Source organism: Ancylobacter moscoviensis (genome assembly GCF_007559435.1).
Classification (GTDB): Bacteria; Pseudomonadota; Alphaproteobacteria; order Rhizobiales; family Xanthobacteraceae; genus Ancylobacter; species Ancylobacter moscoviensis.
Genome location: NZ_VMBP01000006.1, coordinates 202,393 through 225,422 on the forward strand (window position 1 = coordinate 202,393; position 23,030 = coordinate 225,422).

Sequence of the window (23,030 nt, forward strand, 5' to 3'; positions counted from 1 at the left end):
GCGCGTCTTCGGGCGCGCCCTTTTTCTTTTACCGATGAGAGGTATTAAAATACCGAATACTCGCAATGATCTGCGACTTTAGTCGTCCAGCATTTCTGATGTAATGGCGGGTCTCCCTTGGGTGCGTGGATGGAGAAGGTGCGCTCGGATTCGGGATGTTCGCCTCCTATTTATGGACGTTCCAGAGTTTACCTTCCTCAGGGTTCCTGTTTGTCATCTGCCGAAAGGATTTAAGCTATCGCAGGGGAATGGGATGTCAGCGATATGACATCTTTCAGTTCAGGTCCGTTTGTTAAGTCGAAAGTGTACGTCGTCTTGATGCTTACGGAGAGGTTCTCGGGTCATAAATGCCAATTGGCATACATAATATTGTCGATTATGATCCTTACTCAGCGGGTCGGTTCCGCAACCCTGCGTCAGACATGGATCAAAGCGACCGGTACGGGCGCCAGGGGAGCGGAAGCCGCACAGCCTATTGGGAAGCATACGCCGCAGGAGCGGTCGTCACGGGACGCAGGGAGAGCGGCCCGTGATCAACGAAAAGCCGGCGCCCGCCCCCAGCCAGGGGCAAGGAGCGACCGCCATAAAAAGCCGATCCGCGGCAAAGATCGATTTGGGAGAGGAGATCGCCCCTTGAGTACGTCCAAGACTATTGCGGCCGTCGGGCCGGGACAGGATTTTTCGGAAAGCCGCCGCTGGCTGCAGCTGATTGTCGGCATCGTCTGTATGGTGGCAACGGCGAACATCCAGTACGCCTGGACGCTGTTCGTTCCGGAAATCCAGCAGACCTTCGGCTGGGAACGCGCGTCGATCCAGATCGCGTTCACCATCTTCGTGCTCGTTCAGACCTGGCTTGCGCCGATTGAAGGCTACTTCATCGACAAGTTCGGTCCCCGCATCATGGTCGCCTTCGGCGCGCTGATGATCGGCACGGCCTGGGTTCTCAACTCGCAGGCCGTCAGCCTGACGGGCTTCTATGTCGGCGCGGCCGTCGGCGGCATCGGCGTGGGCTGCATCTACGCCACCTGCATCAACAACGCCCTCAAGTGGTTCCCCGATCGCCGCGGCCTCGCCGTCGGCCTCACGGCGGGCGGCTTCGGCGCGGGCTCGGCCCTCACCATCCTGCCGATCGCCTCGATGATCGAGACGTCGGGCTTCCAGCAGACCTTCTTCTTCTTCGGCCTGCTGCAGGGCGGCCTCGCCTTCCTCGCGGCCTGGTTCCTGCGCGCGCCGAAGACCGGCGAAGTGAAGGCGTCCGACAAGCTCAGCCAGAGCCGGCGCGACTACACGCTGAAGGAAGCGCTGAACACCAAGCTGTTCTGGCTGATGCTGCTCATGTTCACCTGCGTGGTGACCGGCGGCATGATGGCCGTCGCCCAGCTCGGCGTCATCGCCCAGGACCTCGGCGTGAAGGAGTTCAAGGTCGACCTGTACTTCTTCACCATGGCCGCCCTGCCGCTCGCGCTGATGCTCGACCGTGTCATGAACGGCATCTCGCGCCCGCTGTTTGGCTGGATCTCCGACCATATCGGCCGTGAGAAGACGATGGTGATCGCCTTCACCCTCGAAGGCCTCGGCATCATCGCGCTCGGCTATTTCGGCCATAATCCGTGGGCGTTCCTCATCCTCTCGGGCGTCGTGTTCCTGGCCTGGGGCGAGGTCTACTCGCTGTTCTCGGCGCTGGCGGGCGACGCCTTCGGCACCAAGCACATCGGCAAGATCTACGGCGTGCTCTACTGCGCGAAGGGCATCGGCGCGCTGTTCGTGCCGGTCGGCAACCTGCTGATGGAGGCCACCGGCACGTGGTCGTCGGTTCTCTATACCGTCGCCGCCATGGACCTGTTCGCGGCGTTCCTCGCGATCACGCTCCTGCCGAGGGTGCTCTCGGCCCACGTGGCCCGCTCGGGCGTCGCGAATTCGGCGACCTCGCCGACGGAGCAGAAGACCGCCTCGGCGCATGCCTGATCGCCGGCGGTCCGAAGCGGCCACCGGCACGGAAGGCTCAAGCGGCCTTCCGGACAGGATACCTTCTCGACTTGGGGGCCCTTCGGGGCCCCTTTTTCGTGCGTGTGGAGCGGATCAGGCGCCTGCCGTCGAATCCGGCTCCGGCGCCATGGCGAGCGCCAGTTCGGCGAGATACTCGACCTTCAGGCTGGCCCTCGCGCCGAGCGCGGCCAGAGCCGGGCGATCGAACCAGCGTGCCTCCAGCGCGTCGTCCGCGGCCACCGCCTCGCCGGAGCGCCAGCGGCAGAGAACGGCGATCATCGCGAAATGATGGGCGAGCACGCCGGCCGAATCGTGCTGGATGAAATCGAGCACGGTGATGAGGCGCGGTGCGTCCGCTTCGATCCCGGTTTCTTCATGGAGCTCGCGCAACGCGGCTTCCAGATGTGTTTCTCCCATCTCCATGCGTCCGCCGGGAAAGCCCCACAGGCCCTGATCGGGCGGGTTGGCCCGGCGGACCAGCAGTACGGCGCCGTCGCGCTCGACCACGGCGAGCACGGCGGGGATGGGACGGACGGGAGAGGGCGACGACATGGATGGCCTTTCTTCGGAACGTCGGCTGCCGGCCGGGGAGGGCGGTTTCCCCGGCCGGGGCTGCTCGGCGACAACCTACTCCGCGGCTGCGGAGTCGCGATAGATTTGCCCGCCGCCGGCCCGGAAGGCCTCGCTCATCCGTTCCATGCCCTGCTCGGCTTCGGCCTGCCGTGCGGCGTCGCGAATGTCCTGGCTGATCTTCATCGAGCAGAACTTCGGCCCGCACATGGAGCAGAAATGCGCCAGCTTGTGCGCCTCCTTCGGCAGCGTCTCGTCATGGAAGGCGGTCGCCGTGTCGGGGTCGAGCGCGAGGTTGAACTGGTCCTGCCAGCGGAACTCGAACCGCGCGCGCGACAGCGCGTCGTCCCAGGCCCGCGCCAGCGGATGACCCTTGGCGAGATCGGCGGCGTGGGCGGCGATCTTGTAGGTGATCACCCCGGTCTTCACGTCGTCGCGGTTGGGCAGGCCGAGATGCTCCTTCGGTGTGACGTAGCAGAGCATCGCCGTGCCGAACCAGCCGATCATCGCCGCGCCGATGGCGGAGGTGATGTGGTCGTAGCCGGGCGCGATGTCGGTGGTCAGCGGGCCCAACGTGTAGAACGGCGCCTCGCCGCAGGTTGCGAGCTGCTTGTCCATGTTGGCCTTGATCTTGTGCATCGGCACATGGCCAGGGCCTTCGATCATCACCTGGCAGTCATTCGCCCAGGCGATCCGGGTCAGCTCGCCCAGCGTCTCCAGCTCGGCGAACTGAGCCGCGTCGTTGGCGTCGGCGATGGAGCCGGGGCGCAGCCCGTCGCCGAGCGAGAAGGTGACGTCATAGGCGCGCATGATCTCGCAGATCTCGGCGAAATGCTCGTAGAGGAAGCTCTCGCGGTGATGGGCGAGGCACCACTTGGCCATGATCGAGCCGCCGCGCGAGACGATCCCCGTCACCCGGTTCGCGGTGAGCGGCACGAAAGGCAGGCGAACGCCGGCATGGATGGTGAAATAGTCGACGCCCTGCTCGGCCTGCTCGATCAGCGTGTCGCGGAAGATCTCCCAGGTGAGATCCTCGGCGATGCCGCCGACCTTCTCCAGCGCCTGATAGATCGGCACGGTGCCGATGGGCACCGGGGCGTTGCGCACGATCCAGTCGCGGATGTTGTGGATGTTGCGGCCGGTGGAGAGGTCCATCACCGTGTCGGCGCCCCAGCGGATCGCCCACACCATCTTGTCCACCTCGTCGGCGACCGAGGAGGTGACGGCGGAGTTGCCGATATTGGCGTTGATCTTGACCAGGAAATTGCGGCCGATGGCCATCGGCTCCAGCTCGCCATGGTTGATGTTGGCGGGGATGACGGCACGCCCGCGCGCCACCTCGTCGCGCACGAATTCCGGCGTCACCACGTCGGGGATGGCGGCCCCGAAATCCTCGCCGTCGCGGACGATCTCGCGGACGCGCTCGCGCAGGCCGTTCTCGCGGATGGCGACATATTCCATCTCCGGGGTGACGATGCCCCGGCGGGCATAGGCCATCTGGGTGACGGCAGCCCCGCCTTTCGCACGCAAGGGCCGGCGCTGGAGCGGGAAGGGCGCGACGAGCCTGTCGTCGCCGACATTGCCGTTGTCCTCCGGCTTCACGTCGCGGCCGACATATTCCTCGACGTCGCCGCGCGCGAGCACCCATTCATCGCGCGGGCGGGCGAGGCCGGCCTCGATGTCGATGATGGCGGCCGCGTCGGTATAGGGGCCGGAGGCGTCGTAGACGGCGAGGTTCGGTTCCCCGGCGGAGGGGGCTAGCAGAATCTCGCGGAAGGGCACGCGGAAGCCGCGCGCTGGGCATTCGGCATAGATGCGGCGCGAGCCGGGAATCGGCCCGGTGGCGACGCCGATGGCGTCGGCATTGTTCGGGTTTTTGGTCGGCATGATGGATCTCCAGAACCAGAGGTTGGGGAGATCCGGGTGTATGACGTTGGGGAAGGATGACGTTGGGCGCACGAGCGCTATCGCCATTCGGTTCCGATCCCTTCGCCGGCATGACCCGGATCAGGTTCGAAGGGTCAGCGCGTTGCCCTGCCTCTCGGCATGGCGGGCGCTCTCTCAGCCCCCTAACGGGGCTCCCCTTGGAACGCGGCGATCTTCGACCAAAGTCGGGCGCGGGTCAATTTGGGCGGGCGGCTGTCACCCCGCCGCTGCCGCATTTCCTGTAGATTGCTGATTCGTGAGGGAACGACGCATCGAGCAATCCGAGGGATACATGGCCGGCTTGAAGAATCCGCTCCGAACGGCAACCCGCAAGGCCGCCCTGGCGGCGCTGGTCGCCGGCCCATTTCTGCTGCCTGCCGCCGCGTCGGCGCAGCAAGCCTGCGGCAACAGCGGTGCCGGCTTCGACCAGTGGCTCGCGGGCTTCAAGCAGCAGGCGGTGGCTCAGGGCGTCTCCCCCCGGACCGTGACGGCGGCGCTCAATGGCGTGGGCTACGATCCGAACATCGTCGCCACCGACCGCGGCCAGCGCGTGTTCGGGCAGAACTTCTTCCAGTTCTCCGACCGCATGGTCGCGAATTACCGCATCCAGCAGGGGCGCCAGCAGATCCAGCGCAACCCGTCGCTGTTCGGCCGGATCGAGCAGACCTTCGGGGTGCCGGGGCCGGTGCTGGTGGCGTTCTGGGGGCTGGAGACCGATTTCGGCGCCAATATGGGCGACAAGTCCACCGTCCGTTCGGTGGCGACGCTTGCCTGGGATTGCCGGCGGGCCGACATGTTCCGCACCCAGCTGCTCGCGGCGCTCAAGATCATCGATCGCGGCGACCTGACGCCCCAGACCATGCGCGGGCCGTGGGCCGGCGAACTCGGCCAGTTCCAGTTCCTGCCGGATCATTATTTCAATTACGGCGTCGATTTCGACGGCGACGGCCGTGTCGACCTCATCCGCTCCGCTCCCGACGCTTTGGCCTCGGCGGCGAACTATGTTCGCGCTCTCGGCTGGAAGGCCGGCCAGCCCTGGCTGGAAGAGGTGCGCGTACCGGCCAACATCGCCTGGGATCAGGCGGATCTTTCAACCAAGCTGCCCCGCGCGCAGTGGGCGCGGATGGGGGTAGTGCGGGCCGGTGGCGGGCAGCTCCCGGCGGACCAGCTCACCGCGTCGCTGCTGCTGCCGATGGGGCGCAACGGGCCGGCTTTCCTCGCCTATCCGAACTTCGACGTGTTCACCGAGTGGAACAACTCGCTCGTCTACGCGACCTCGGCGGCCTATCTCGCCACGCGCGTCGCCGGGGCGGGGCCGTTCAATCGCGGGCAGGGCGACCGGATTCCGGTTCTGTCGATGGCGCAGGTGAAAGAGCTGCAGAGCCTGCTCAATGCCCGCGGCCATCATGTCGGGCGCATCGACGGCATTGCCGGGGCGGCCACCCGGCAGGCGATCAAGGTCGAGCAGATGCGTCTCGGCCTGCCGGCCGATTCCTATCCGACGCCGGACTTGCTGGCGGCGTTGCGGGCGGGACGCTGACGGCGATCTCTCTTCGTCAGATCACCGGAATGCCGTGCTGCTTGGCCTTGGCTTCCGGCTCGACATGGATGTTGACGAGCACGTCCGGCACCTCGGCCTCCAGTGCGTCCTCGATCCGGTCGCAGATGGCGTGCGCCTCGCTCACCGCCATGTCGCCGGGCACGACGAGGTGGAAATCGACGAAGGTCATGCGGCCCGCCTGGCGGGTGCGCAGGTCGTGCGCCTCGATGGCGCCGGTCGCCTCCGCCGCGATTCGCCGGCGGATCAGCGCCAGCGTCTCGGGCGGCACGGCGTGGTCCATCAGCCCGTCAATGCTCTCCTTCAGCACGCTCCAGCCCGACCAGAGGATGTTGAGGGCGACGAGGCCGGCGAGGATGAGATCGAGCCTCTCCCAACCGGTGAAGGCGGCGATGGCGACGCCGACCAGCACGCCGGCTGAAGAAATGACGTCGGTGAGCAGATGGCGGGCATCGGCGATGAGCGCCGGTGAGCGCGCCCGCCGGCCCGTGCGCAGCAGTACCGCGAACCAGATCGCATTGATCGCCGTCGCACCGGCATTGACCGCAAGGCCGGGAAGCGAGGCGTCGAGCGGCGTCGGGCTGAACCAGCCGAGATAAACCTCGCGGAAGATCGAGATCGCCGCGACGACAATGAGCACGCCGACGACGACGGCCGAGAAATACTCCGCCTTCGCGTAGCCGTAGGGATGGGCGGCGTCGGCCGGCTTGTGGCTGACGCGCAGGGCGAGAACGGCGGTGGCGGCCGTGGCGACGTTCACGATGCTCTCGAGCGCGTCGGAGTAGAGCGCGATGCTGCCGGTGAGCAGATAGGCGACATATTTCAGCGACAGCACGAGGATGCTGATGCCGACATTGATCAGTGCAATCCGCGAGGACTGGTTCATCGGCGCCGCCACTACCTGCTCCGGCGCCCAGCGCCCCTGCGCCGACCGCTTAGAGAGTCGGGAACAGAAAATCAAGCAAGACCAATGACTTGCAAGTCATTCGCAGAAGCGTTCGCAAGCAATCGGGCGATGGTGTCGATCGACAGTCAGGCGTTGGCCTGCCGCGGCAGGATCGCGCCGCGATGGCGAATGACGCGGCCGGCGAGAGCGTGCCCTGCTTCCGCGGCGACGGCGGGGGCCTCGCCACCGAGGCGGGCGGCGAGGTAGGCGGCATTGAAACTGTCGCCGGCGGCGGTGGTGTCGACGGGTTCGACCGGCTGCGGAATGGGCACGAACTGCGAGGCGTCGCCGGTAACGACCAGCGCCCCCTCCGCGCCGTTCTTCACCACGATCTCCTGCACGCCAAAGGTCGCGAGGCGTTCGGCGGTCGCGGCGGGCGAGCCGTCGCCCCACAGCATCACCTCGTCATCGAAGGTCGGCAGGGCGATGGAGGCCCGCTTGAGCGCCTGGGCGTAGACGGCACGGGCGCGGGCGACATCGCCCTTCCAGTTGATCGAGCGGAAATTACCGTCGAACACGATGCGCGCGCCGCGTTCGCGGGCGAACTCCAGCGTTGCGAACAGCCGTCCGAGCCCGGTGTTGGAGTAGAGGGAAAGGGTGATGCCGGAGAGATAGATGAGGCTCGCCTCGATCATCCGCTCGGCCACGCTTTCCCAGCCGGGCAGCTCGAACAGCTCGCGCGCCGGCGCGTTGTCGCGCCAATAGGTGAAGGCGCGTTCCCCCTTGGCGTCGGTATCGATCAGGTAGAGCCCGGCCGTGCGTCCGGGCACGCGCATCATGAGCGCAGTCTCGATGCCTTCACCCTGCGCGGAGGCGAGGATCGCCTCGGAGTAGCGGTCGTCGCCGAGCGCGGTCGCATAGGCGGTGTCGACGCCGGCGCGGGCGAGATAGACGGCGGTGTTGAAGGTGTCGCCGCCGAGCGACAGGCCGAACCGCCCGTCCGCGCCGCGCGCGAGTTCGACCATGACCTCGCCGATCGAGACTACCTTGGCCATGGTGCTTCCTCCGTTCCGAGCCTCCGGCGCCAAGGGCGGCGGCCGGATTCGGCGGCCACCCTCGCCCTATTCGCCGCGAGGGGCAAGTTTCGCGGCCTGCCGGAGGAGGCCGCCCGCCGCCGGTCTCGGGCGGGAGGCGGCTATTGGCTCAGAGCTGGACGCCGCGGGTCAGGGCGCCGTCAACGACGAGATTGGTGCCGTAGATGAAGCTGGCGGCGGGGCTGGCGAGGAAGACGGCGGCGTTGGCGATTTCCTGCGGCGTCGCCATCCGGCCGGTCGGATTGAGCGCCAGCGCCTCGGCAAACAGGGTCGGGTTGGTGTCCTGGATGGTGTTCCAGACGCCGCCCTTGAAATAGGTGTTGCCGGGCGAGACGGAGTTGGCACGGATCTTTTTCGGGGCGAGCGTGAAGGCGAGGCCCTGGGTGTAGTGGATGAGCGCGGCCTTGAAGGCGCCGTAGGGGCCGGAGGCGAAGTCGATCTCGCGGCCGGAGACCGAGGAAATGGTGACGATGGAACCGGCGTCGCTCTTCTCGAGATAGGGCAGCGCCGCGTTCACCAGCCGGACCGTGCCGAGCAGATCGGTCTCGAAGCCCTTCTTCCAGCTCTCCTCGTCACTGCCGATGGCGAGCGCGCTCACATTGGCCACCACGATGTCGAGGCCGCCGAATTGCTCGGCCGCTTTCTCGACGAAGGCGGCGAGCGCCGGGCCGTCGGCCACGTCGACGCTGGCGCCGAGGGTGGACACGCCCTTCCCAGCGAGTGCCGCGGCGGTGGCTTCCGCCTCGGCGGCGTTGCGGCTGCAGAGCGCGACGTTGCAGCCTTCCGCGGCCAGTGTCTCGGCGATGGCGAGGCCTATGCCCTTGGTGCCGCCGGTCACGATGGCGCGGCGTCCCTTCAGTCCGAGATCCATATCCTGTCTTCCTTGTGCGCGGGGTGAGACGGGTATGATCCCGCGCTCTGTGTGCACAGCACAAGACCGCCGGTGTGATTATCCCGGTATTGGAGGAGAGGCGCGACGTCCGGCGCGCGGCTCAGGGCGACATCTCGATGATGCGCATTGTGCCGCCGGGCATTACAGAGCCGGATGTGGCGCTGCTTCGGGAGGTGGAGTCCGGCCCGACGGAATTCACGGTGGGCGAGACCGGCGCGGTCGGCTGGCCTTGGGCGGCAGAAGGGCTGGCGGAGGCTTCCCCGGCAACCGGCGGCGCTTGCTTCCATCCGCCGGGCGGCGCGTAGCGGTCCGCAAGATCGCTCGCCCGGTGCTCATTGTGGATGATCAGGCAGACCATGCGCTGTTCGAGAACGCCGATGCCGCCGAGCCGGCCGCCGACGCTGCGCTCGGCCTCGCTGCCCTCGAAGGGGGCGATGCTCTGGCACTCGAAATTGCGCCAGAGCACGAAGCGGCTCTGGGACTCCTCGAACAAGGCCCGCCAGCGATTGCGCTGGGGCGGCGGAAGGTCCTGCCGGGCGGCGATGGCCTGCTCCACGCCGGCTTCGGCGCGGGCAAGGGTTTCCTCGCTCGCCTTCTGGCGGGCGTTCAGGCAGTCGAGATAGGCGCGCGCATCCGAGCCGCCGCGCGTGCATCCTGTCGGCGGTTCGGCCGCCGTGGCGGAACCCAGGGTGCCCAGCAAAACGGCGCCGACCCTCGCGATGCCGGCAGGACGTGGCATTCCGGTCTCGGTCTCCTCATGCGGCGCGCGCTTCGTTGAGGAAGGCGCCCATGCGCTCGAGCGCGCGGGTGATGTTCTCGGCCGAATTGGCGTAGGAAAGCCGGATATAGCCTTCCCCGAAGACGCCGAAATCCGGTCCGCCTATGGTTGCAACTCCTGCGTCATCGAGCAAGGCCGCCGCCAGCTTTTTCGCCGAGGTCCATCCGGTGCCCCGGATGTTCGGGAAAGCGTAGAAGGCGCCCTTCGGCACAGCGCAGGAGACGCCGGGCAAAGCGTTGAGCCCTGCAACCACCAGATGCCGGCGCCGGTCGAACTCGGCGACCATTTCCGCCACGCAATCCTGCGGGCCGGTCAGCGCGGCGAGGGCGCCATACTGCGCCGGAGCATTGACGCAGGACCAGGCGTTGACCGCCAGCTTGCGCGCGGCCTCGAAGAGGCCCGGCGGCCACAGTGCCCAGCCGAGCCGCCAGCCGGTCATGGCGTAGGTCTTGGACCAGCCGTTGAGCAGGATCAGGCGGTCGCGGATTTCGGGATAGGCGAGCAGGGTGGTGTGCTGCTCGCCGTCGAACAGGAACTGGTCGTAGATCTCGTCCGACAGGATGGCGACGTGCGGGTGCTTCTCCAGACCGGCAACGAAGGCGTCGATCTCGGCCTTCGGCGTGACGCCGCCGGTCGGATTGGCGGGCGAGTTGAGGATGACGAGGCGCGTGCGGGGCGTGATGAGCGCGAGCGCCTCCTCCGCCGAGAAGCCGAAGCCGTTCTCCTCGCGGATCGGCACCGGGACCGGAGTGGCGCCGGTGAACTCGATCATGGAGCGATAGATGGGAAAGCCGGGATCGGGATAGAGAATCTCCGCGCCCGGTTCGCCCAGCATCAGGATGGCGCTGAACATGGTCACCTTGCCGCCCGGCACGATGACGACGCGGCCCGGATCGATTTCGGTACCGAAGCGGCGATGGACATCGGCCGCCACCGCCACGCGCAGAGGCTCGATGCCGATGGAGGGCGTGTAGCCGTGATGGCCGTCGCGCAACGCCCTGATGGCGGCTTCGACGATGTGGGCGGGGGTGGAGAAATCGGGCTGGCCGATGCCGAGGTTGATGATGTCGCGCCCCTGCGCCGCGAGGGCGGCGGCACGCGCCAGCACGGCGAAGGCATTTTCCTCCCCGATGCGATTGAACGCCTCGATCGGGTGCAATTGGAAGTGGGACTTGGCTGACGTCATGCTGTTCCTCGCAACGCTTCCCGGCGCAAGTCGCACAAAGCGCTTGCAGTCTTTCGCATTCCTGTCACACGGGACGGGGGCGTGGTTCAAGGGGCCCCCGGCACGGTCGGGGCGGTCAAGGGGGATGACCCAACTCATGAACATGCAGCAGAGTTCGCCGCCCGTGGGCGACGTCATTGACGCGACGCCGGCGCCGCGGCCCGAGCGGATGCGCCTGTCCGGACGCTATGTCGACATCGTCCCGTTCGATCCGGATTTGCATGCGCGTGCGCTCTACGAGGCGTCGCACGGTCCCGAGAAGGAGGCGCTTTGGGCCTATCTGGGCGTCGGTCCCTTCGCCGATCTCGCGGCCTTCGAGGCCTCCTATCGAGCGGCGGCGGAGCGCGACGACCCGCTGCTCTTCGCCATCCTCGACAAGAGCGGCCATGTGGTGGGCCACGCCACCTATATGCGCATCGACACCGCGAACCGGGTGATCGAGGTCGGCAACATCCTCTACACCCCCGCGATGATGCGCACGCCTGGCGGCACCGAGGCGATGTATCTGATGGCGCGCCACGCCTTCGAGACGCTGGGCTACCGGCGCTATGAATGGAAATGCAACGCGCTGAATGCCCCGTCGCGCCGCGCGGCCGAGCGCTATGGCTTCCGCTTCGAGGGAACCTTCCGCCACCACATGATCGTCAAAGGCCGCAACCGCGACACCGCCTGGTTTTCCATCCTCGCGGAGGAATGGCCGCAGATCGCGGTGGCGATGGAGACGTGGCTGGCGCCGGAGAATTTCGACGGCGCGGGCCGGCAGATCGTGCCGCTCTCCATCCTCAATGCGCGGGAGATGGAGGTCGAGGGTCGCGTGCTGCGCCGTGCGCGCCTCGACGAACTGTCGCAGATCGAGGCGCTGCAGAAGGCCGCCTATGCCCGCAACCGCATCCTGCTCGGCGTCGAGCCGGTGCCGTTGCTGTGGGACTATGCACGGGTTTTCCGCGAGCGCGAGGTCTGGGTTCTGGACGGAGCGGACGGCATTGCGGGCGTGGCGATTCTTCAGGCCCGCGCCGATGATCTGCTCACCGACAGCATCGCCACCTGCCCCAAGGCGCAGGGCTTCGGCTTCGGCAACCTGCTGCTGACCGCTGGCGAAGTCCGCGCCCGTGCCCTTGGAAAGCGCACCGTGCGGCTCTACACGGGCGAGCCGCTTTCGGCCAACATCCACTGGTATCGCCGCAAGGGCTACGCGATCGAGCGGGTCGAGCAACTGCCCGACCGGCGGCTGGTTCACATGGCCAAGGCGGTGGGCTGAACCGCCGGCAGGATGCCGATTGCGGCAGCTTGCTCTCGCCGGTTTCTTGCACCCGGCGGCGGATGGCTTACATTCAGCTCAGGTTTTCGTCTGGACGTTCGATGATGAGTTACGTGGAGGCAGCCGGCGCGCCGCTGCGCAAGACCGGCCATATCAAGTTGCACGGGCCGGAAGGCTTCGCGGGCATGCGCAAGGCCGGAAAACTGGCGGCGGAGGCCCTTGATCTCGTGCACGAGCTGGTGGCACCCGGTGTGACGACCGACGCGATTGACCGGCTGGTGTTCGAGTTCGCCATGGACCACGACGCCTTGCCGGCGACGCTGATGTATCGCGGCTATCGCAAGTCCACCTGTACCTCGATCAATCATGTTGTCTGCCACGGCATTCCCAACGAGAAGCCGCTGCGCGAGGGCGATATCGTCAATGTCGACGTCACGCTGATCGTCGACGGCTGGTATGGCGATTCGAGCCGCATGTACCCGGTGGGCGAGATTCCGCGCCGCGCCGAGCGGCTGCTCGACGTCACCTATGAATCGATGATGCGCGGCATTGCCGAGGTAAAGCCGGGCAGGCATGTCGGCGACATCGGCGCGGTGATCCAGGAATATGTCGAGCCGTTCCACATGAGCGTGGTGCGCGATTTCTGCGGCCACGGCGTGGGCCAGCTCTTCCACGACGAGCCGAACATCGTGCATGTCGGCCGGCGCGGCGACGGCCCGGAGCTGTTGCCGGGCATGATCTTCACCATCGAGCCGATGATCAATCTCGGCCGGCCGCATGTGAAGGTGCTCTCGGACGGTTGGACCGCGGTCACCCGCGACCGTTCACTGTCCGCCCAGTTCGAGCACACGGTCGGTGTCACGGAGACCGGTTGCGAGATCTTCACGCTCTCGCCCAAGGGCTATCACAAGCCGATCTTCGGCGACGCCTGAGCACGCGGGAGCCCGCATGGCGCGGAAAGGGGCAGGGCGGAACGGCAACGCTTTGTCGACTGACAGCTTTGCCGTGACCGATCCCCCGGGGCTCGCCGAGGCATCGGCCCACTATATCGGCCACCGCGAACGGCTGCGCGAGCGCTTCCGGCAGGCCGGCGCCGACGCGCTTCCCGACTATGAACTGCTGGAACTGGTGCTGTTCCGTGCCGTACCGCGCGCGGACGTGAAGCCGCTCGCCAAAAGCCTCATCGACCGCTTCGGCTCCTTTGCTGAGGTCGTCGCCGCGGCTCCGGGGCGTCTGCGCGAGGTGAAGGGGGTGGGGGATGCCATCGTCACCGAACTCAAGCTGATCGGTGCGGCGGTGGAGAGGGTCACGCGCGGCAAGGTACGCGAGCGGCCGGTGCTGTCCTCATGGAGCGCCGTGCTCGCGCATTGCCGCGCCGCCATGGCGTTCGCCGAGCAGGAGCAGTTCCGCATCCTGTTCCTCGACAAGCGCAACCAGCTCATTCTGGACGAGGTGCAGCAGCGCGGCACCGTCGACCACACGCCGGTCTATCCGCGCGAGGTCGTCAAGCGGGCGCTGGAGGTGGCGGCGAGTGCCATCATTCTCGTGCACAACCATCCGAGCGGCGACCCGACGCCTTCGAACGCCGACATCCAGATGACGCGGACGATCATCGAGGTGGCCAAGCCCCTCGGCATCGAGGTGCACGATCACATCATTGTCGGCAAGGACGGACACGCCAGCCTGCGCGGGCTGCGGCTGATCTGAGCCGGTGCTCAGGGGCGCGTGAGCAGCAGCGGCGTGCCTTCATCGGGCGGCACCTTCTCCCAGCCGCCATCCTCCTGCGGGGCGAAACGCAGGCCCTCGCCCTTGGCGGTCAGAAGCACCAGATTGTTGCCGTCGAGCCGCCAGCGATCGGGCGCCAGGGCGACGATGCCGGTCGCGCAGCCCGGCAGGAGCGTGGCGCGGAATGTGTTCTCACCCGCGTTGGTGTCCGTCAGCTCGACGCGACAGATTGGCTGCCCGGCAGTCTGTGCCAGGTCCCAGTTGCCGACGAGGTCGGCCGGGCGGATGGCTGGATCAGCCAGACGGGGATTGACCAGGAAGTACACGCCGTCGCCCTCGCGCAGGGCTTCCCATGTGCCGCCGACGCCCTCGGTGAACTCGGCCACGAGCCCGCCGGTCGCGCCGTGGAGGCGGATGGATTCGCCCGGTCCCGGCGTCCATGCGGCGACATCGACGCTGAACAGTATGCTGGAGGCGCAGGCTTCCTTGTCGAGGGTGACATCGAACAGCGCCGGCTCGGCGCCCTTGCGGCCATAGGGCTTGTCCGTGAGGACAATGGGGCACACGCGGTCGCCATCGGCATTGGTGAGCTGATAGCTGTCGGCCAGCGCCGCCGCGCGCCCGGCGATGTCCGGCTCCGGTGCGGGCGTTTCCTGTGCCTGCGCCGACAGGGGGAGGCCGGCAAGAACGACGGCAAGGATGGCGAGACGCGGCCGCAGTCTCATGCGTGCCTCCTCAGGCGGGCGTCTTGACGGGCGTTTCCGGCACCGGCGTCAGCGGCGGCCGGCCGGAGAACCAGGCGGTCAGGTTGTCGACGACGAGCTGGCCCATGGCATTCCGGGTGAGATGGGTGGCCGAGGCGACGTGCGGGAGCAGCACAACGTTGTCGAGCGCGATAAGCGCCTCCGGCACATGCGGTTCGTTGGCGAAGACGTCGAGGCCGGCGCTGGCGATGGTGCCTTGCTGGAGGGCCTTGATCAGCGCCTCCTCGTCCACCACTGAGCCGCGGGCCACGTTGATCAGCGACCCGGTGGGGCCGAGTGCTGCCAGCACCTCGGCATTGATCATGTGATTGGTTTCCGGCCCGCCGGGAACGATGACGATCAGAACGTCGACGTCGCGCGCCAGCCCGAGCAGGTCGGGATAGTGCCTGTAGGGTACGCCTTCGACGGGCCGGCGGCTGTGATAGGCGATCGGTCTGCCGAAGCCTTCGAGGCGCTGGGCGATAGCCTTGCCGATGCGACCCATGCCGACGATACCGATGGTGCGGTCGCGCAGCGTGGCGGTGAGCGGGAAAGCCCCCGAGGGCCACTTGCCGGCCCGCAGATAACGCTCGGCCTGCGGCAGCTGCCGGATGGTGGAGAGAACGAGGCCGACGGTCAGGTCCGCTACCTCATCGTCGAGCACGCCGGGCGTATTCGTGACGACGATGCCGCGTCGCCCGGCCGCCTCGGCGTCCACCGAATCGTAGCCGACCCCGAAGTTGGCGACGATCTCCAGCGCCGGCAGGCGCGCCATCAGCGCGTCCGTGACACGGCGGGCCCCGCCGCCGGTCGAGCCGACGCCGGTGGCAGCGGCGCGGATGTGCGGGCCGATCTCGGCAAGAACCGCCTCCGCGTCGGGGGCGTCGAGGCGGTGAACGGTGAAGTGCTCGTTCAGCTGCGCCTCGATCATCGCCATCATGGGGCCGGTCTGGAGAAGGTCGGGGCGAGCGGACATGAGGAACTCCTGAGCGAAGGGGCCGGTATTCCTCACCAAAGCGGAGGCGGTTTCAAGCCCCCGCGCGCTTGGTCAGACCGTCTCTTCCTCGGCGCCTTCCGCCTCGTCGGCCCCATCAGCGTCCTCGGCCGTGTCGCTGACGACGGTGCCGAGCTCGGTCGACAGGTTGCGCTCCATCTTGCGCAGAAGCTTACGCAGGCGCTTGCGGTCCTTCCCATCGAGGCCGGCCGTCATCGTCCCTTCGAGCGAATCCCAGATGTCGTCGATCGCGCCGGCGCGCGTGCGCCCCTCATCGGTAAGATAGACTCGCACGAGGCGGGCGTCGCCTTCCGAGGCGCGCCGCACCAGAAGGCCCTGAGCCGAGAGACGGCCGACGGTCTTCGATGCGGTGGGTGGGCGGACTTTCAGCGCCGCCGCCAGTTCGGTCATGGTGCGCCCATCCGTGTCGGCGAGCAGCTTGAGCACCGATTCCTGACCGGGAAACAACCCGATTTCCTGCAGACGACGCGCTGCGAGGGCGCGCTGGAGACGCGCCGTATGCTGCAGTCTCTGGCCGATTTTCTTTTCGAAGCCGTCCTTCATGGGTGCCCCCGCGATCCGAAACGCCAAGGCAACAACTATTTGTTGCGATAGAAGCGGCTTGCCGTGACACGAACATGGCCGCAATTGGCAATTTCGTCAAAGTTCCGATAAATCACAGCAAGATTTTTATATTTCGACCGAGAATTCACACCCGGATCCAAGTTCATATGCGCGCAAAGCGTGCTTCCACCCGGGCGAGGAACGCGGCACGCCGGCCTTCACTCACCGAGTCCATGCCGTGCAGCGCCAGCCATACCTTGCGGGCGCGGGGGTGAACAATTCCTCCCACCCCGTCGAGCAGGATGCGCCGGCCGGGCTGGCCGATCCATAGCCACCAGTACCAGGGCGAGCCGAGCGTGGTGACGGTGGCCAGGAGGCGGATATTGGTCAGCCGGCGCTCGAGCGGGCGCATCGGCTCGGGCATGCCGAAGGTCTCGTGCGGCACCAGCACCCGGTCGAGCCAGCCCTTCAGCATGGCCGGCGGGCCGTACCACCAGGTCGGGGCCACGAAGATCAGTGCCTCCGCCCGCTTCACCCGTTCGAGATGGGCGGCGATGGGCAGTACGTTGGTGCCCGGCGTGTGGTAGCCGAGGCGTTCTTCCCGGCCCATGGTGGGGTCGAAGCCTTCCGCGTAGAGATCGATCAGGTCGACCTCGTGCCCGGCCGTCCCGAGGCCGCGCAGCACCGCGTCGCGTATGGCCGCGCTGAAGCTTTCAGGGACGGGATGGCAATAGACGACGAGCGCCTGCATCACGCCTCTCTCGTCACGTCGCGTTCGAGGCCGGGGAAGAGGTAGGTCCGCCGCGTGCTGAAATCGAACGCCGGGTCCTCCCATGCGATCATCTTGCCGGGATTGAGAAGCCCGGCCGGATCGGCCTCGCGCTTGAAGGCGAGCTGCGCCGCATCAGTCTGCTTCATGCCGCCCTCCTCCAGCGTGTAGCGATGCGGATTGAATACCGGAATACCTTCCGCTTCGTGAAGCGCTATGATTTCTTCCAGCCGCTCCTCCGTGGTGAAACGCACCAGCGGCAGGCCGAAGCAGGTGATCTTGCCGTCGAAGCGCACGAATTCCAGATGCGCCGGCACTTCCTCGCCGAGCAGGGCATGGATGCGGCCGATGAGGGCCAGCTGGTTTGGAAACGGATAGAGCGTCTGCAGATAGGTGATCGTCGGGTCGACCCGCAGCGCCCGAAGGGTCGTGTGGTTCCAGGTCAGTTCGTAGAGCGGCGGCAGGCCCTTGGCCTCCTCCGTCGGCACGAGATCCGAACGGTAGAGCATCTGTCCGCCGCGCGAGGCGGTGAAGTCGTCGAAGGCGGTACGGGCGATCGGCGCCAGCATCACCAGCACCACGTGCGTGCCGTCGGGCAGGTATTTGCGATGCCGCAGGAAATAGTCCTGCGGGACGGGGGCGGCGATGACCGAGATCAGCTTCTTGAGGATCGCGTCCTGCTCGCCCAGCGCGTTGGCATAGGCGGTGGCATCAGCGAAATCGTCGAAGCCGACGATGGCCTCGATCCAGTCGCAGGCGCCGGCGAGGGGCATCTCAGCTTCCAGGATGATGCCGTTGGTGCCATAGGCATGCGCGACCTTCTGCACCTCTTCGCCCGTCAGTTCGAGAATGCGCGGGGGCATCTCCATGGTGGCGACACGCAGGGAAACGATGTTGCCGAGGTCGCGCAGACCGCCCCAGGTGATGGAGCCGACGCCGGCCGAACCGCCGGCGATGAAGCCGCCGATGGAGGCGGTGCGATAGGTGGAGGGATGCAGGCGCAGCTCCTGCCCCGACAGCCGGCAGGCGGCGTCGATGTCGGCGAGGATGGCGCCGGCCTGGGCGCGTACGCGGCCGGGCGCGATCTCCAGCACCTTGTCGAGGCCGGAGAGGTCCAGTACCAGCCCGCCGGCCAGCGGCATGGCCTGACCGTAATTGCCGGTGCCGGTGCCGGCGCCGCGCGGAGTGACGGGGACGCCGAGCTCCCCGCAGGCGGCGAGGACGCGCAGCACCTCCTCCTCGGTGGTTGGAAAGGCGACGATGTCGCCATTCACGCCGTCGAGCTGGCGCTTGAGCGTCGGTGAGTACCAGTAGAAGTCGCGGCTCTTCTGGCGCACCAGGGCGGGATTGTCCTCGGTGCGGATGTCGCCCAGCCGGGTTTTCAGGGCGACGATGTCGTAGGCATCAGATGGCATCGGAGCGCTCCATCAGGTCGTCCAGTTCGGCATAATCGGGCCGCGTGGTGTCGATTGCCCGCCCCTCGCGCAGCACGCGGCGGTCGAGCTGGGGACGGGACAGCGCCTCGTTGAGGCTGCGGGCACGAAAGAGCAGGAGGTCGGCAGGACGGCCGGGGCCGAGAAGGCCGGCCTCGATGCCCATATGCATGGCCGGCGCGCGCGCAATAATCGAGGGCCAGTCGCCATGCGGATGGTCGAGATGGGCGATGCGACTGGCCTCCCGATAGACTTCGACGAGGTCGAGGTCGCCATAGGCGTAGAAGGGATCGCGGGCATTGTCGCTCGCGACCATGACCGGGATGCTGCGCGCCTTCATCTCGTGCAGCAGCGTGATCCCCCGCCAGCGCGGGGTGTGGGAGGGGTGGCGGTCTTGGAGGTAAAGGTTGCATGTGGGTAGCGAAACGACGGCGATGCCGGCCTCCGCTACCCGGTCGAGCGTGCGGTCGGCCTCCGCCGTCTCCTGACGGGCGAGGGAGCAGCAATGGCCGACAAGCACTTGACCCTGAAAGCTTCGGCGCAGGGCGACCTCGGCGATCAGGGCGAGGGAACGGGCTCCGGGATCGGCGCTTTCGTCGACGTGGAGATCGAGATCGAGACCGTAGCGTTCCGCCGTCTCGAACAGTCGCTCCAGCCCCGCCGGTAGCGCCGCAGACATGTAGGTGACGGCGCCCAGCACGCCGCCATGGGCGCGTACCGCATCGACGAGCGGCAGGAATTCGGCGTCGTCCAGCACGAGATCGATAGGGGTGAGGCACACGGCCTGCAGCGCGATGCGCCCCGCCCAGCGCTCGCGCATCTCCGCGAAGACCGGCCAGCTGATGGCGGTCTGCGGGCCGATGGAATCGAGATGGGTGCGGATCGCCACCGTGCCGTGCGCATAGGCGCAGCGCAGGGCGAAATCCATGCGCCGGCGCACGTCCTGCGCGTTCCAGTTGGCGCGCCGGTCGGCATCGGCGGCGGCAAGGGCGCCGGCGAAGGTGCCGTCGGGGTTCGGCGCGCGCTTCCAGATGAAGCCCTTGTCGAGATGAGTGTGAACGTCGACAGGGCCGGGAAGGACCAGCCGGCCGGCGAGCTCGAGCCGCGCGGCGCCATTGAGGAGAGTTCCGGCGGGTGCGAGACGGGCGATGCGTCCCGCCTCGACCGCGATATCCAGCTCGACCAATCCTTCGGCGTCGACCGGAGCGGGGAGGGCTGCTTCGTCCGATACGAGGCAGGCGGGAACGCGGACGCGGCCGAGCACATAGGCGGAGGGGGGAGCGGCGAGATCGAATTCCTGCATGGTCATGCTCCGCCGAGTTCGCTCTCGTGCCAGCGGCGGAGCACGAGCCAGGAGAGCAGGCTCAGCGCGGCATAGATGAGGATGCCGGCCAGCGAGATGAGCAGCAGCGCCGCGAAGAGGCGCGGAATGTTCAGCCGGTAGGCGGACTCGACGATGCGGAAGGCGAGGCCGGAGCCCTGTCCCGCCGAGCCCGCCGCGATCTCGCCGACCACCGCGCCGATGAGCGCCAGCCCGCCGGCGATGCGCAGGCCGCCGAGGAAATAGGGCAGGGCGGTCGGCAGCTTGAGCCGCAGCAGCGTCTGCCAGCGGGAGGCGCCGGCGAGGCGGAACAGGTCGCGCAGGTTCGGATCCACCGAATTGAGGCCGAGCGTGGTGTTGGAGAGCACCGGGAAGAAGGCGACGATCCACGCGCAGACCAGCACCGCGGTGTCGGTGGAAAGATAGATCAGCATCAGCGGCGCCACCGCGATGACCGGCGTCACCTGCAGGATGACCGCGATGGGAAACAGCGAGAACTCGACGATGCGCGCGCTGGCGAAGATGAGCGCCAGAGCGACGCCTCCCGCAGCGGCGAGGAGGAGCGCCAGCACCGTCGTCTCCAGCGTGACCAGCATGGACTGGAACAGCACGACGCGGTCGCTGACGAGCGTTTCCAGCACCTGCCCCGGACTTGGCAGCACATAGGGCGGCAGGTTGTTGATCCGTACCACCAGCGCCCAGAGGGCGACGAGCGCGGCGAGCACGCCGATCGGCAGCAGCCAGCGGAAGGGGAACGGCCGGGAGGAGGAATGTTCGAGGTGCCGCTCCATGCGCCGCTCCATCTCCCTCCCGGCCGTCAGCGCGCTTCCATCGCCCGGGCGAGGGCGAGGGAGGTCTCGCGGCACAGGCCGGCATATTCCGGCGAGGTGCGGAATGCCTCGTCGCGCGGCTGGTTCGGGTCGATGGACAGTTCCGCCGAGACCCGGCCCGGTCGGGCGCGGAAGACGAGGATGCGCGAGGACAGGAACACCGATTCGAACACCGAATGGGTGACGAAGACGATGGTGCAGCCCAGTTGCCGCCAGACCTCGAGGAGATCGTTGTTGAGCTTGAAGCGGGTGATCTCGTCGAGCGCCGCGAAGGGCTCGTCCATCAGCAGCAGGCGCGGCTTGGTGACGAGCGCGCGGGCGATGGAGACGCGCATCTTCATGCCGCCGGACAGCTCGCGCGGATAGGCGTCCCGGAAGCCCGACAGCCCGACCATCTCCAGCGCCTCGGCGATGGAAGGCTCGGCCTCGCGGCGGCCGATGCCGGCGAGCTTGAGCGGCAGGTGCACATTGCCGAACACGCTGGCCCACGGCATCAGCGTCGGCTCCTGGAAGACGAAGCCGATGGAGCGCGGGCCGGTGGTGCGGCGCGTCGCTTCCCCGCCGTTCCAGTCGAGCCGGCCGGCGGTCGGCTCGGTGAGGCCGGCGATGAGGCGCAGCGCCGTCGACTTGCCGCAGCCGGAGGGGCCGAGCAGCGAGAGGAATTCGCCCTGCCGGACCTCCATGTCGAGGCCTTCGAGCGCCGTCACATTATTGGCGAAGCGCTTGCCGACGCCCCTGAGGCTGAGCAGCACCGTGCCGGCGTCGGCTTCCGCGATCACGTCATTCATGCGCAGCGTGCGGCGATGCGCGAGGTGCACGGCGGCTGGAGCGGCCGGGATGATGGCGAAAGGCGCGGCGTCATGGACGCTCCGTCATTTCGGCGCCAGCTCCTTGCCGACGCCCTTGTTCACGAACTGGGTGGTGTAGGACTTCACATAGTCGATGCCGGGTTTGACCACCTTGGCCTCGACCATCTTGTCATAGAAGCTCTTCACCCGCGCATCCGTCATGGCACCGACGCCGAGGGTCTTGGTGTCCCCGGAATCGACGATGCCATATTCCTTCATCTTGGCGACGGAGAAGGCGATCATCGCGTCCGTCATCTCCGGATTGTCCTGCTTGATCAGGGCGTTGGCCTTGGTGTTGTCGCCGTAGAGATAATTGTACCAGCCGATGATCGAGGCATCGACGAAGCGCTGCACGAGATCGGGGTTCTGCTTCACCAGTTCGCTGCGGGTCTCGATGGTGGTGGCGTAGGTGTCGAAGCCGTAATCGGCCAGCAGGAACAGCGCCGGCTTGAAGCCGCCCTGCTGCTCGACCGAATAGGGCTCGGAGGTGACATAGCCCTGCATGGCGCTGTTCTTGTCGACGAGGAACGGCGCCGCGTTGAAGGTGTAGGGCTTCACCTGGCTTTCGCTGAACCCGTAATCGGCGACGAGCCACTGAAAATAGCTCGCGAGCCCTTCCTTGGAGACGAAGAGGGTCTTCTGCTTCAGCTGCTCGAACGCGGTGACGTCCGGATGGGCGATGAAGACCTGCGGGTCCTTCTGGAACAGCGCGGCGACGATGATCGTCGGGATGCCCTCCGCCACGGAGGAGAACGCCTGCAGCATGTTGGCGCCCATGTAGAAATCGATCTTGCCGACCGGCAGCAGCAGCCGGTTGTTGGCCTGCGGGCCGCCCGGAACGATGGTCACGTCGAGCCCGTATTTCGCATAGGTGCCGTCCGCGACCGCCTGGTAGAAGCCGCCATGCTCGGCCTGGGCCACCCAGTTGGTGCCGAAGGTCACCTTGTCGACGGCGAAGGCGGGCATCGCCGTGGCGGCCAGCGCGGCCAGGGCCGCAAGCATGCGGAGAGAGCGGGAGCAGAAGGAACGCAAGCGCAGGAAACGCAGGCGCATCGATGTCTCCATCCGGGTGCGAAAGGCAGTGCGTTACGGGATCTGTGCCGTCATGATAGGCGAGCTTAATCGCCATGCACATATGCTGTGGCGACAAGTCTGTGAACGCCTGCCGCTTTCCTTCCCGCCGGATTTTTCGCGACCATGCTGCGCCATTTCGTCCCTGCCGCCGTCCGTCGTCCCTTCGCCCGCTACAGCCATGCCGTGGAGGTGACGGCCGGCGCGCGGCTGCTGCTCACTTCCGGCCAGCTCGGCATCGCGCCCGACGACGCGATTCCCGAGGGGGTGGAGGAGCAGGCGGAGCTGTGCTTCGCCGCCATCGCCGCCTGCCTGAGGGAGGCCGGGATGGAGCCGGCCGATGTCGTGCGCCTCAACGCCTATGTCACCGACCGGACCCATATGGCCGGCTACATGGCGGCGCGCGACCGCTTCGTCGTCGACCCGCCGCCGGCCTCGACGCTGATGATCGTCTCCGGCTTCACCCGCCCCGAATTCAAGGTGGAGATCGAGGCGCTGGCGGCACGGGCGGATTGAGCCTAGAACGGCCACCTTCATTCACTCGCCTCCCTTCACCCGC

At 67.1% G+C, this 23,030-nt stretch carries 22 protein-coding genes and 1 riboswitch; of the genes, 6 read left to right on the forward strand and 16 right to left on the reverse strand.

What is annotated here, in order from left to right; all coding sequences use genetic code 11:
* The first annotated feature begins 633 nt into the window (after positions 1-633).
* Positions 634-1,965, forward strand: a complete 1,332-nt coding sequence (gene oxlT, locus FO470_RS17435) for an oxalate/formate MFS antiporter (protein WP_144344260.1) — start codon at positions 634-636, stop codon at positions 1,963-1,965.
* A gap of 114 nt (positions 1,966-2,079) precedes the next feature.
* Here oxlT and FO470_RS17440 read toward each other — a convergent pair whose 3' ends face one another.
* The gene (locus FO470_RS17440) at positions 2,080-2,538 is read right to left on the reverse strand and encodes an NUDIX hydrolase (protein WP_144344261.1); all 459 of its coding nucleotides are present in this window, start codon (positions 2,536-2,538) and stop codon (positions 2,080-2,082) included.
* Between the two features lie 75 nt (positions 2,539-2,613).
* Entirely contained in the window at positions 2,614-4,443 is a 1,830-nt protein-coding gene (thiC, locus tag FO470_RS17445) for a phosphomethylpyrimidine synthase ThiC (protein ID WP_144344262.1), read from the reverse strand.
* A 79-nt stretch (positions 4,444-4,522) separates the two neighbouring features.
* Positions 4,523-4,651: riboswitch (TPP riboswitch) on the reverse strand.
* A gap of 123 nt (positions 4,652-4,774) precedes the next feature.
* Here thiC and FO470_RS17450 point away from each other — a divergent pair.
* Positions 4,775-6,022: a lytic murein transglycosylase gene (locus FO470_RS17450; protein WP_144344263.1), complete on the forward strand. Its 1,248-nt coding sequence runs from the start codon at positions 4,775-4,777 to the stop codon at positions 6,020-6,022.
* A 16-nt stretch (positions 6,023-6,038) separates the two neighbouring features.
* Here FO470_RS17450 and FO470_RS17455 read toward each other — a convergent pair whose 3' ends face one another.
* The 5 genes from FO470_RS17455 to FO470_RS17475 all read right to left on the reverse strand — a co-directional run bounded on the left by FO470_RS17455 (position 6,039) and on the right by FO470_RS17475 (position 10,876).
* A complete protein-coding gene (locus tag FO470_RS17455; protein WP_144344408.1) occupies positions 6,039-6,926 on the reverse strand; it encodes a cation diffusion facilitator family transporter in 888 nt (295 codons plus the stop codon).
* A gap of 146 nt (positions 6,927-7,072) precedes the next feature.
* Positions 7,073-7,981 (reverse strand): sugar kinase, encoded by a 909-nt coding sequence (locus FO470_RS17460; RefSeq protein WP_144344264.1) that lies wholly within the window; start codon positions 7,979-7,981, stop codon positions 7,073-7,075.
* Between the two features lie 148 nt (positions 7,982-8,129).
* Positions 8,130-8,891, reverse strand: coding sequence for an SDR family NAD(P)-dependent oxidoreductase (locus FO470_RS17465; RefSeq protein ID WP_144344265.1), 762 nt, complete (start codon positions 8,889-8,891; stop codon positions 8,130-8,132).
* 121 nt (positions 8,892-9,012) lie between these two features.
* On the reverse strand, positions 9,013-9,651 hold the full coding sequence (locus FO470_RS17470) for a lysozyme inhibitor LprI family protein (RefSeq protein ID WP_144344266.1): 639 nt from the start codon (positions 9,649-9,651) through the stop codon (positions 9,013-9,015).
* A 16-nt stretch (positions 9,652-9,667) separates the two neighbouring features.
* On the reverse strand, positions 9,668-10,876 hold the full coding sequence (locus FO470_RS17475; RefSeq protein ID WP_144344267.1) for a pyridoxal phosphate-dependent aminotransferase: 1,209 nt from the start codon (positions 10,874-10,876) through the stop codon (positions 9,668-9,670).
* A gap of 124 nt (positions 10,877-11,000) precedes the next feature.
* On the opposite strand from FO470_RS17475, the gene FO470_RS17480 reads away from it, so the two are divergent.
* From FO470_RS17480 to radC, 3 genes are all read left to right on the forward strand, one after another.
* Positions 11,001-12,173, forward strand: a complete 1,173-nt coding sequence (locus FO470_RS17480) for a GNAT family N-acetyltransferase (protein WP_144344268.1) — start codon at positions 11,001-11,003, stop codon at positions 12,171-12,173.
* Positions 12,174-12,277: 104 nt separating this feature from the next.
* Entirely contained in the window at positions 12,278-13,105 is an 828-nt protein-coding gene (gene map, locus FO470_RS17485) for a type I methionyl aminopeptidase (RefSeq protein WP_186292018.1), read from the forward strand.
* A 73-nt stretch (positions 13,106-13,178) separates the two neighbouring features.
* Positions 13,179-13,880 (forward strand): RadC family protein, encoded by a 702-nt coding sequence (radC, locus tag FO470_RS17490; protein WP_246659625.1) that lies wholly within the window; start codon positions 13,179-13,181, stop codon positions 13,878-13,880.
* 8 nt (positions 13,881-13,888) lie between these two features.
* On the opposite strand, the gene FO470_RS17495 is transcribed toward radC, so the two are convergent.
* The 9 genes from FO470_RS17495 to FO470_RS17535 all read right to left on the reverse strand — a co-directional run bounded on the left by FO470_RS17495 (position 13,889) and on the right by FO470_RS17535 (position 22,453).
* The gene (locus FO470_RS17495) at positions 13,889-14,623 is read right to left on the reverse strand and encodes a protease inhibitor Inh/omp19 family protein (protein ID WP_144344271.1); all 735 of its coding nucleotides are present in this window, start codon (positions 14,621-14,623) and stop codon (positions 13,889-13,891) included.
* Positions 14,624-14,633: 10 nt separating this feature from the next.
* Positions 14,634-15,617 carry a 2-hydroxyacid dehydrogenase gene (locus FO470_RS17500; protein ID WP_144344272.1) on the reverse strand — a complete coding sequence of 328 codons (984 nt, stop codon included), beginning with the start codon at positions 15,615-15,617 and terminating at the stop codon, positions 14,634-14,636.
* A gap of 72 nt (positions 15,618-15,689) precedes the next feature.
* On the reverse strand, positions 15,690-16,103 hold the full coding sequence (locus FO470_RS17505; protein WP_418655064.1) for a MarR family winged helix-turn-helix transcriptional regulator: 414 nt from the start codon (positions 16,101-16,103) through the stop codon (positions 15,690-15,692).
* Positions 16,104-16,362: 259 nt separating this feature from the next.
* Positions 16,363-16,950, reverse strand: a complete 588-nt coding sequence (locus FO470_RS17510) for an NAD(P)H-dependent oxidoreductase (protein ID WP_144344409.1) — start codon at positions 16,948-16,950, stop codon at positions 16,363-16,365.
* Positions 16,950-18,383 carry an FAD-binding oxidoreductase gene (locus tag FO470_RS17515; protein WP_144344274.1) on the reverse strand — a complete coding sequence of 478 codons (1,434 nt, stop codon included), beginning with the start codon at positions 18,381-18,383 and terminating at the stop codon, positions 16,950-16,952. The genes FO470_RS17510 and FO470_RS17515 overlap by 1 nt, the downstream gene beginning before the upstream one ends.
* Positions 18,373-19,704: a cytosine deaminase gene (locus tag FO470_RS17520; protein ID WP_144344275.1), complete on the reverse strand. Its 1,332-nt coding sequence runs from the start codon at positions 19,702-19,704 to the stop codon at positions 18,373-18,375. The genes FO470_RS17515 and FO470_RS17520 overlap by 11 nt, the downstream gene beginning before the upstream one ends.
* Before the next feature lie 2 nt (positions 19,705-19,706).
* Entirely contained in the window at positions 19,707-20,513 is an 807-nt protein-coding gene (locus tag FO470_RS17525; protein WP_144344276.1) for an ABC transporter permease, read from the reverse strand.
* A gap of 26 nt (positions 20,514-20,539) precedes the next feature.
* Positions 20,540-21,340 carry an ABC transporter ATP-binding protein gene (locus FO470_RS17530; RefSeq protein WP_144344277.1) on the reverse strand — a complete coding sequence of 267 codons (801 nt, stop codon included), beginning with the start codon at positions 21,338-21,340 and terminating at the stop codon, positions 20,540-20,542.
* Between the two features lie 84 nt (positions 21,341-21,424).
* The gene (locus FO470_RS17535) at positions 21,425-22,453 is read right to left on the reverse strand and encodes an ABC transporter substrate-binding protein (RefSeq protein WP_186292009.1); all 1,029 of its coding nucleotides are present in this window, start codon (positions 22,451-22,453) and stop codon (positions 21,425-21,427) included.
* Positions 22,454-22,597: 144 nt separating this feature from the next.
* Between FO470_RS17535 and FO470_RS17540 the strand changes: the two genes are divergently transcribed.
* Complete coding sequence (locus tag FO470_RS17540) at positions 22,598-22,987, forward strand: RidA family protein (protein ID WP_144344278.1); 390 nt, start codon at positions 22,598-22,600, stop codon at positions 22,985-22,987.
* Positions 22,988-23,030 lie beyond the last annotated feature (43 nt).